The organism is Rhodopila sp., from assembly GCF_035548235.1.
In the GTDB taxonomy this organism is placed as follows: domain Bacteria; phylum Pseudomonadota; class Alphaproteobacteria; order Acetobacterales; family Acetobacteraceae; genus Rhodopila.
In genome coordinates this window covers 1-9,115 of the sequence record NZ_DASZTJ010000250.1, presented here as the reverse complement: position 1 = coordinate 9,115, position 9,115 = coordinate 1, and the positions used below count along the sequence as shown (strand labels likewise).

Sequence of the window (9,115 nt, the reverse complement as noted above, 5' to 3'; positions counted from 1 at the left end):
CGTGCCGGTCCCGTCATGGCGGGCGAAGGCCCGCCATCCATGCCTGATCCCTGTATCGACGCCGTTCAGGCGTGGACGGTGGCCCTTCGGCCGCCATGACGAAGAAGCGCCGGCGCCCGAGCCGGGGCCGGGGATCAGTACCCTCGCATCCCCTGGCTCTGGGTTTCCTTCGCGTCGAAATTGCACTCGACCGAAATGCCGTCCGGGTCCAGGTAGAACAACTGCGTCATGTTCAGCCGCGGCAGCACGCGTTCCTCATACTTGATCCCGTGCGACTTCAGGTTTTCCCGCATCGCCTTCAACCCTTCGCAGTTGAACGCGATATGGTCGAGCCGTCCGGTGGACGCCGGATAGGACGGGCCGTCGGGGATCTGCGGGTCCTCGGCACGGTAGCCGATCAGGTGGACCGTCGGGATGTCGCCGCAATACATCCAGTAGCCGGGGAAGGGCAGCGGCGGGCGTTCGCCGACGGTCAGGCCGACGATGTCCTTGTAGAAGTCCTTGGTGCGTTCCAGGTCGCGGACCCGGATCGTGTAATGGTTCAGCGTCAAGGCGGGCATGGGGGCGGCTCCTTTGGCTAGAATTGGTTTTCGGCCGGCATGCCGAACATGATCTGTCCGACCGATTCGTAGTGCAACTGGCGGCCCTGCGATTGCTGGCTGACGGTGTGCATGTCGCGCAGCCGCCGCTCGAACGGCTGGTCCTCGAACACCGCGGCTGATCCGGCGGCGTGGAACAGGGTGTTCACCGCCTCCCGCGCCTGGTTGATCGCCCAGGTGCTGCACAGCCGCAGCATGGCGCGCTGCCGGTCAGTCATCTCCCCATGCGCGATCACGTGGTCCCATGCTTCATCGAACGTCTTGTGCAGGAAAGCCCGGGCGGAATGCCATCTTGCCTCGGATTGGGCGAGCTGGGACTGGACGACGTTATTCTCCCGCATCGGTCGTCCGGCCCCGCGGGAGACCTTGTTCGCCGGCAGCTCCAGGAACGCGTCGATCAGGCCGCGGGCGATGCCCAGGCCCACGCCGGCGAAGCCGACGGAATAGAGCTGGTTGCTGGTGAAACGATAAAGCGGCCCAGCCTCCCGCCGGTCGCGCGGGTCGTCGCGGCGCATCGTATGGTCGGCCGGCACGAACAGATCGGTCACGGAATATTGGTTCGACGCCGTCCCGCGCAGGCCCAGCGTGTGCCAGATATCCGTCATGACGGCGCCGGTCTTCGGAAACAGCATCGTGCGCGTTTCCTTCGATCCTTTCACCTTCATATGCGCGCCCAGCCAGGTCGCGTTCTGCGACCCCGAGGCGAAGCGCCAGGTGCCGGAGATGCAATAGCCGCCGTCCACCGGTTCCGCCTCGAACGGCGCGCCCGGCGGTCCCCAGGCGAGGATTCCGTCAGGCGACCCGAACATCTCCCGCGCGATCGCGGGGGCCAGGTAGGCCGCGCTCATGGAGCATCCGTTGCCCTGGCAGACGATCCAGCCGACCGACCCGTCCGCCGCCGCCAGCGCCTCGGTGACCTGCGAGAAGTCCGACGGCTTCATCTCCAGCCCGCCCATCGACCGCGGCTGCAGCATCCGGAAGAAATCGCCATCCTTCAGCGCGGTGACGATGTCCGGCGTCACCTCCCGCCGCTTGTTGATTTCGGGCGCCTCTTTCTCCAGCAGCGGCTGGAGTCCGCGGGCCTTCAGAATCTGCGGGTGGGGATCGGACATCCTGGCGCCTTCGCTATTTATTGGTTGCAGGGTTCAATGGTTTCCGGATTTTGGCAAGCGCGGGCCGGCTTTGGTCCTCGTCTTCCAGCGTTCGGTCGATCTGCGTGAGCGAACGCTTGCCGGTCTCGAAGCCGAAGAACAGGAAGGCGCAGCCGCACAGCAGCATCCAGGCGGTGAAATAAGTGAAGGCGGGGCCGATGGCGTTCAGCGTGGCCTTGGGGGTGATGATGTTGGAAGAGCCGACGATCACCGACAGGCCAAGGGGACCGATGATCTTGCCCAGGCCGCCGAAGCCGTAGGCGGCGCCCATGCCTGTGGTGCGCAGGCGGGTTGGCCAGACCTCGGCCAAATAGGGGCCGATGACGGCGAACCCGCCGTCGAAGAAGAAATAGCCGGCAACGATGCAAGCCCAGAACAACGAGATGGTGCCCAGGTAGTCGTTGTGCAGGTAGCCGGCGGCGGCCACCGCGCAGGCGCCGCCGAAGCCCACCAGCATGCCGGCGTTGCGGCGCCCGATCGCGTCCGCGAGCCAGGCGAAGCTGATCCGCCCCAGGACGCCCGCGCAGGTGGCCCAGATGAACAGATACGCCGCATAGGCGGGGGTCACGCCAAGCTGCAGCACGAACAGCGTCGGGGCCCAGAGGCCGATCCCGTACGATGCGGTCTGCGCGCCGATACTCGCCAGGAACGAAACCGCCAGGCTGCGTGGGTGGCGCAGCAGGTCGAGCCAGCGGGCCGGGGGCTGGCTGGCCGGCGGTGAGGTGAGCGGCAGGGTCTCCGGCGGGACTTTCAGCGCCCAGGCGACGGAGCGTCGCGCTTCCTCCACCCGCCCCTGTCCCATCAGCCAATGCGGCGATTCCGGCACCCAGGCTCGGATCACCAGCGTGAACAGCGCGGGCAGAAGGCCGACCAGGAACAGGCCGCGCCAGCCGATCGTTTCAGTCGTGAACGCCGCCAGGGAGGAGGCGATCATGACGCCGAGCGGAATGAACACGGTGACGAGGCCGCCGATGAAACCGCGCATGCGGGTTGGCACGAACTCCTGCACCAGCGGCAGGTCGACGCAGTAGAGTCCGCCGACGCCGAAGCCGACGAAGAAGCGCAGGCACGACAGGTAGACCCAGCCGTCCTCGGGGGTGAAATACAAAGCCCCGCTCGCCAGCGAGAAATTGATGATGGTCCACATGAAAACCGAGCGCCGGCCGTAAAGATCGGCGATCCGGCCCCAGATGAAGGCGCCCAGGATCGCGCCGATCCCGGACGACAGCAGGATGACCGCGGACTGGCCGAAGGTCAGGTGCCAGGGTTTGACGATGAACGGCAGGACGAAGCCGATGAGGAAATAATCGAAGAATTCCAGCATGTCGCCGGTGATTGCGGCGGCGATGATCTTGATCTGGTTGCTCGTCAGCGATTGAGCCTGGTCCAGGCGTCGGAACATGGCGGTATCTCCCTGATCCGGGCTTCGATGCCGGGTTGCGGGAAGCGTGACGGGTTTGCCCCGGCTGTCAACTTTCGGACCGGGCGCATGTGCTTGGCTGCCCCCGCCATGGCCTGGCTGGACCGGGCCGTCCGGTGCCTCGGGGGGAGGAAGGTGGCCCGATCGAGCCGGGCCATGACGGGGCAGAGGGGCGGGTCGTATTGACCCCCGCGACGCAGCTTACCCCAGCGACGACAGCGCTGCGTCCAGCCGCCGCGCCACTTCGCCGGCGAGCGGGGTGGGGGTCGCGGCGAAGCCGATGACCAGGCCCTTCATCCGCGGCGGCCCCGCGTAATACGCGGCCAGCGGCGACACCGCGAGGTCTCGTGTCCGGCAGGCCCGTGCCGCCGCGGCTTCGTCGAGGGCATCGTCGAGACGCAGCACCATGTGCAACCCGCCCGGTGCCGCCATGGGCGTGCCGAGGCGCACGGTCCGCTCGATCGCCTCCAGCAGCGCGGCACGCCGGCGTGCGTATTCGGTGCGCATGCGACGGATATGGGGGGAGAGCAGGCCGGCGCGCATGAACTCGGCCAGCGTCGCCTGGGTGAACGCGCCGGTGCCGCGATCCATCAGGGTGCGCGCGCGGACGAAGGCGGGAACGAGCGGGGGCGGGACGATCGCGAAGCCGATGCGCAGCGCCGGGGCCAGCGTCTTGCTGAAGGTCCCGCAATAGATCACGTGGCCGGCCTTATCGAGGGAGGCGAGGGGCGGCAGCGGCTTGCCCTCCCACCGGAACTCCGAGTCGCAGTCGTCTTCCAGGATCCAGGCGTTCTGACGCCGCGCCCAGTCCAGCAGGGCGAGGCGGCGGGCGATTGGCATGGCGCCACCGAGCGGAGTCGCGTGGGAGGGGGCGACCAATGCGAGGCGGGCGCGGGGTTGGATGGCCTCGGCCGTCGCGACGTCCATGCCGTCGGCATCGCTGGGCACGGGCATCAGTTCCGCGCCGGCAACGAGCAGCGCGCCGCGGCCGGCAATGTAGCCAGGGTCCTCGACCCAGGCGGGGTCGCCGGGATCCAGCAGCAGGTCGGCGGCGGTGCGCAGCGCCTGCTGGGTGCCGGCGGTGACGACGATGCAGCCGGGATCGGCGACGAGGCCGCGCGTTGCGGCGAGATGCGCGGCGATCTGCTCGCGCAGCACCAGCAGCCCTTGCGGCGGCGGGTAGCTGGCGAGTTCGCCGGCAAGGGGCTTCAGCACCCGGTTGGCGCAGCGTGCCCAGTCCTTGATCGGAAACAGGTCGGGCGCCGGCAGCCCGCCGGCCAGCAGCAGCCCGAGGGCAGGATCGCGCGCCGTGGCCGTCGCCTGGGTCGCGGCGAGGCGCTTGCCGCGGGCGGACAGGGCGGCGGCGGCGAAGCGCGGCGGTTCGGCGGGGGCGGGCACCTGGTCCGGCAGGTCACCGGCGACATAGGTGCCGCTGCCGATGCGCCCGCGGACGTAACCCTCGGCGGCGAGGCGTTCATAGGCGAGGACGATGGTCTGGCGGGCCACTCCCAACTCACGGGCGAGCGCGCGGCTGGGCGGCAGGCGGCCGCCGGCGGGCAGGGTGCCGGTCAGGATGCTCTGGCGAAGATGGTCGAAGACGGCGCTTTGGCGTGTTTGGTCTGGCGAGAGCATGGCGACGTGCCCGGTGAGAGCAGTCCAATCCGGGGACGGTAGACCCGTTGGGGGATGGGGGCAATGTTTGGGGCCGTTTCGTTACGGCCGGGCTTGTCCGGGCGCCCGGCGCTTCAACAGCGGTGGCAGGGAACGCACAAGCTCCACCACGAGGAGCGGCCCCGCATGGTCGCCAGCTTCGGCCTCAGGGGGGAGGGGCCCGTACACGCGTAATCGCGACGAAGGGAGGCCCCTCGCCGCGGTCTTGACGGCCTTCGGATGGATGGGGCTGTTAGAAGCCCTCGCGCTCCAGCCGCTTGCGTTCCAGCTTACGGGCGCGCCGCACGGCTTCCGCCGCTTCGCGGGCACGACGCTCGGACGGCTTCTCATAGTGCCGCCGCAGCTTCATTTCGCGGAAAATCCCCTCCCGCTGCATCTTCTTCTTGAGCGCCTTCAGCGCCTGATCGACATTATTGTCACGCACGAGGACTTGCACTTGGCCGCCAACTCCTTCCGCTGGGGCACCCGATCAGGGTGCGAAAAAACATCCGCGGCCGGGCATTCCGGCGCGGGGGATGGCGCTATACCATGGCGGCGGGTACTTACAAGCCCAAATCACGTCGGCGCGGCGGAGACCGCGCGCTCACGACATCGAGAGACTGCATGGCGCTTCTGAAAATCGCCCGTATGGGCCATCCGGTGCTGATCCGCAAATGCGACCCGGTCGCCGACCCCGGTGCGCCGGAGATCCGCCGGCTGGTGGACGACATGATGGAAACGATGATGGACGCGCCGGGCGTCGGCCTCGCCGCGCCGCAGGTCTTCGCGCCGCTGCGCCTGTTCGTCTTCCGCGTGCCGGGCGGCCGGGCAAGCCTGGACCCGGACGACACCGAACAGGACAACACGGTGCTGATCAACCCCGAGGTCGAGCTGATCGGCGAGGAGCGGGTGGTGGGCTGGGAAGGCTGCCTGTCGATCCCCGGCCTGCGCGCCGTCGTGCCCCGGGCCAAGCGCATCCGCTATCGCGGCACCGACTGCGACGGCAACGTCATCGCGCGCGAGGCCAGCGGCTTCCATGCGCGGGTCGTCCAGCACGAGTACGACCACCTGGACGGCATCCTCTACCCCATGCGGCTGACCGATTTCCGCTATTTCGGCTTCACCGAGGAACTCGAACGCGCGCAGGAGCAGGCCCCATGATCGAACCCCCCGAGCGGCTGGCGGAACGCGACCACGCGATCGAGGCAATGCTGCCGAACGTCCCGTTCGACGGCTGGACGAAACGGGCGCTGAAGGCCGGCCTGCGCTCTGCCAGGATGCCGGAGGAGGAGGCCGACCTGCTGTTCCCCCTGGGCACGGTCGACATGATCGCGACGTTCTGCGACCTGGCCGACCGGCGGATGGAGGAGGCGGCGAAGGCGATCGGGGAAACCCGGCTGACGAAGCGGGTCCGCGCGGTGATCGCGCTGCGCCTGGCGCAGAACCGACCGCACAAGGAGGCGATCCGCCGCGCCCTGGCGGTGCTGGCGCTGCCGGTGAACAGCCGCGCGTCGGCGGCCATGCTGGCGCGGACGGTGGACGCGATCCTGCACGCGGCCGGCGACCGCTCGGCCGACTTCAGTTGGTACACCAAGCGGGCGATCCTGGCCGGCGTCTACAGCGCCACCATCCTGTTCTGGCTGCGCGATTCGTCCGAGGAGAACGAGGCGACGCTGGCGTTCCTGGACCGCCGCCTGGCCGGCATCGGCCGGATCGGCCGGCTGCGCCGGCGCGTCGACCGCCTGGCGGAGCGGCTGCCCGCCCTGCCGAAACCGCGTTTGCCCTTCGCGAATGGGTGACGTGAATGGGTGACACTGCGAGCCCGACACTCTATCTGTGCGCCATTCCCCTGACCCAGATAAACGGTAGATGACCGACACCCCCATCGAGCGGATCCGCAACTTCTCCATCATCGCGCATATCGACCATGGGAAATCCACCCTGGCCGATCGGCTGATCCAGTACACCGGCGCGCTGTCCGCGCGCGAAATGACCTCCCAGGTGCTGGACAACATGGAATTGGAGAAGGAGCGCGGGATCACCATCAAGGCGCAGACCGTCCGGCTGCATTACAAGGCCAAGGACGGGCTGGACTACCAGCTCAACCTGATGGACACGCCCGGCCACGTGGACTTCGCGTATGAGGTCAGCCGCAGCCTGGCCGCCTGCGAGGGCAGCCTGCTGGTGGTCGACGCGTCCCAGGGCGTGGAGGCGCAGACGCTGGCCAATGTCTACCAGGCGATCGACGCGAACCACGAGATCGTGCCGATCCTGAACAAGATCGACCTGCCCGCGGCCGAACCGGAACGGGTGAAGCAGCAGATCGAGGACGTGATCGGCCTGGACGCCTCCGACGCCGTGGAGATCAGCGCCAAGACCGGCCTGAACATCGAGGGCGTGCTGGAGGCGCTGGTCACCCGCTTGCCGTCGCCCAAGGGCAATGCCGACGCACCGCTGAAGGCGCTGCTGGTGGATAGCTGGTACGACCAGTACCTGGGCGTGGTCATCCTGGTGCGGATCAAGGACGGGCGGCTGAAGCGCGGCCAGCGCATCCGGATGATGTCCACGGGCGCCGTCCACAATGTCGAGCAGGTGGGCGTGTTCACGCCGAAAATGGTCACGGTCGACGACCTGGGGCCGGGCGAGATGGGTTACCTGACCGCCGCGATCAAGACGGTGGCGGACTGCAATGTCGGCGACACGATCACCGACGACCGCGCGCCCGCGGCCGAACCGCTGCCGGGGTTCAAGCCGTCCGTGCCGGTGGTATGGTGCGGCCTGTATCCGATCGACGCCGACGATTTCGAGAAGCTGCGCGACAGCCTGGCGAAGCTGCGGCTGAACGATGCCTCGTTCCATTACGAGCCGGAGACGTCGGCGGCGCTGGGATTTGGTTTCCGCTGCGGCTTCCTGGGGCTTCTGCACCTGGAGATCATCCAGGAACGCCTGTCGCGGGAGTTCGACCTCGACCTGATCGCGACGGCGCCGTCGGTGGTCTATCATGTGTTCAAAACGAACGGGCAGATGCAGGAACTGCACAATCCGGTCGACATGCCCGACGGATCGGTGATCGACCATATCGAGGAACCGTGGATCAAGGCCACGATCATGGTGCCGGACGAATATCTGGGCAGCGTGCTGCAGCTTTGTTCGGAGCGCCGCGGCCAGCAGGTCGACCTGACCTATGTCGGCAACCGGGCGATGGCGGTGTACCGGATCCCGCTGAACGAGGTGGTGTTCGATTTCTACGACCGGCTGAAATCGGTCTCCCGCGGCTATGCCAGCTTCGATTACCAGATGGACGGGTATGCCGAGAGCGATCTGGTCCGCATCTCCATCCTGGTGAACGGCGACGCGGTCGACGCGCTGTCCTTCATCGCCCATCGCGCCGCTGCCGAAACCCGGGGGCGGGCGATCTGCGCCAGGCTGAAGGACCTGATCCCCAAGCAGTTGTTCAAGATCGCGATCCAGGCGGCGATCGGCGGACGGGTGGTTGCGCGCGAGACGATCAGCGCCCTGTCGAAGGACGTGACCGCGAAGTGCTATGGCGGCGACATCACCCGCAAGCGCAAGCTGTTGGAGAAGCAGAAGGAAGGCAAGAAGCGGATGCGCCAGTTCGGCAAGGTGGAAATCCCCCAGTCCGCCTTCCTGGCCGCGCTGAAGATGGACGCCTGACCGTTCGTCTGGTTTGGTCCTCTCCTGACCGAAAGGGGTCTGACCAGGGGAGGGGACCATGCCGTTGCACGTCGAACGCTTCCAGCCGGAGGGGATGAATGTCCGCATCATGGCGGGCCAGCCGGCTTACTCGCATGTCGTGACCGTCAGCGGCACCGGGACGCTGGTGTTCATCGCCGGGCAACTGGCGCGCGACATCGACGGCAACTGCGTCGGCGTGGGCGACATGCGGGCGCAGATGGAGCAGACCTTCGCCAACCTGACGCGCTGCCTGGAGGCGGCGGGCGCCACCTGGGCGGACGTGGTGAAGACCAACACATACGTCACGAACTACGACGAATACGCGAAATGCGCCGATGTGCGGGCGCGGTATTTCGGCATCGCCACGCCGACGAGCACGACGGTGGTGGTGTCCCGGCTCGCGGGGCCGGATTTCATGATCGAGATCGAGGCGGTCGCGGCGGTGAACGGGTAGGCGGGTCCAAATTACGGTTGCACTATCGCGGCGGTCTGCTATGCCTCCCGCCCTGCGTTTGGAGAGATGGCCGAGCGGCTTAAGGCGCACGCTTGGAAAGCGTGTGTACGTGCAAGCGTACCGTGGGTTCGAATCCCACTCTCTC

9 protein-coding genes are annotated in these 9,115 nt (G+C 67.5%); 4 read left to right on the top strand and 5 right to left on the bottom strand.

The features are described 5' to 3' along the window. Positions 1–134 precede the first annotated feature (134 nt). The 5 genes from VHB27_RS20145 to rpsU form a co-directional block, all read right to left on the bottom strand. The gene (locus VHB27_RS20145; protein WP_325603908.1) at positions 135–560 is read right to left on the bottom strand and encodes a VOC family protein; all 426 of its coding nucleotides are present in this window, start codon (positions 558–560) and stop codon (positions 135–137) included. A gap of 17 nt (positions 561–577) precedes the next feature. Then, positions 578–1,711 (bottom strand): acyl-CoA dehydrogenase family protein, encoded by a 1,134-nt coding sequence (locus tag VHB27_RS20140; RefSeq protein WP_325603906.1) that lies wholly within the window; start codon positions 1,709–1,711, stop codon positions 578–580. Between the two features lie 13 nt (positions 1,712–1,724). Beyond that, positions 1,725–3,152 (bottom strand): MFS transporter, encoded by a 1,428-nt coding sequence (locus VHB27_RS20135; protein ID WP_325603904.1) that lies wholly within the window; start codon positions 3,150–3,152, stop codon positions 1,725–1,727. A 219-nt stretch (positions 3,153–3,371) separates the two neighbouring features. Continuing rightward, entirely contained in the window at positions 3,372–4,802 is a 1,431-nt protein-coding gene (locus VHB27_RS20130) for a PLP-dependent aminotransferase family protein (protein ID WP_325603902.1), read from the bottom strand. Between the two features lie 271 nt (positions 4,803–5,073). Then, positions 5,074–5,277, bottom strand: coding sequence for a 30S ribosomal protein S21 (gene rpsU / locus VHB27_RS20125; RefSeq protein ID WP_048860545.1), 204 nt, complete (start codon positions 5,275–5,277; stop codon positions 5,074–5,076). A gap of 167 nt (positions 5,278–5,444) precedes the next feature. Here rpsU and def point away from each other — a divergent pair, with 167 nt between their 5' ends. From def to VHB27_RS20105, 4 genes are all read left to right on the top strand, one after another. Beyond that, positions 5,445–5,981, top strand: coding sequence for a peptide deformylase (gene def, locus VHB27_RS20120; RefSeq protein ID WP_325603897.1), 537 nt, complete (start codon positions 5,445–5,447; stop codon positions 5,979–5,981). Continuing rightward, positions 5,978–6,619, top strand: a complete 642-nt coding sequence (locus tag VHB27_RS20115; RefSeq protein WP_325603895.1) for a COQ9 family protein — start codon at positions 5,978–5,980, stop codon at positions 6,617–6,619. The genes def and VHB27_RS20115 overlap by 4 nt, the downstream gene beginning before the upstream one ends. A 70-nt stretch (positions 6,620–6,689) precedes the next feature. Beyond that, positions 6,690–8,495: a translation elongation factor 4 gene (gene lepA / locus VHB27_RS20110; RefSeq protein ID WP_325603893.1), complete on the top strand. Its 1,806-nt coding sequence runs from the start codon at positions 6,690–6,692 to the stop codon at positions 8,493–8,495. A gap of 58 nt (positions 8,496–8,553) precedes the next feature. Then, positions 8,554–8,970 carry a RidA family protein gene (locus VHB27_RS20105; protein ID WP_325603891.1) on the top strand — a complete coding sequence of 139 codons (417 nt, stop codon included), beginning with the start codon at positions 8,554–8,556 and terminating at the stop codon, positions 8,968–8,970. Positions 8,971–9,115: the final 145 nt, after the last annotated feature.

What these genes read in the sequence shown, in the direction of transcription:
- VHB27_RS20145 (WP_325603908.1), bottom strand. Translation starts at nt 560, where the DNA reads ATGCCCGCCTTGACGCTGAACCATTACACGATCCGGGTCCGCGACCTG.
- VHB27_RS20140 (WP_325603906.1), bottom strand. Translation starts at nt 1,711, where the DNA reads ATGTCCGATCCCCACCCGCAGATTCTGAAGGCCCGCGGACTCCAGCCG.
- VHB27_RS20135 (WP_325603904.1), bottom strand. Translation starts at nt 3,152, where the DNA reads ATGTTCCGACGCCTGGACCAGGCTCAATCGCTGACGAGCAACCAGATC.
- VHB27_RS20130 (WP_325603902.1), bottom strand. Translation starts at nt 4,802, where the DNA reads ATGCTCTCGCCAGACCAAACACGCCAAAGCGCCGTCTTCGACCATCTT.
- def (WP_325603897.1), top strand. Translation starts at nt 5,445, where the DNA reads ATGGCGCTTCTGAAAATCGCCCGTATGGGCCATCCGGTGCTGATCCGC.
- VHB27_RS20115 (WP_325603895.1), top strand. Translation starts at nt 5,978, where the DNA reads ATGATCGAACCCCCCGAGCGGCTGGCGGAACGCGACCACGCGATCGAG.
- lepA (WP_325603893.1), top strand. Translation starts at nt 6,690, where the DNA reads ATGACCGACACCCCCATCGAGCGGATCCGCAACTTCTCCATCATCGCG.
- VHB27_RS20105 (WP_325603891.1), top strand. Translation starts at nt 8,554, where the DNA reads ATGCCGTTGCACGTCGAACGCTTCCAGCCGGAGGGGATGAATGTCCGC.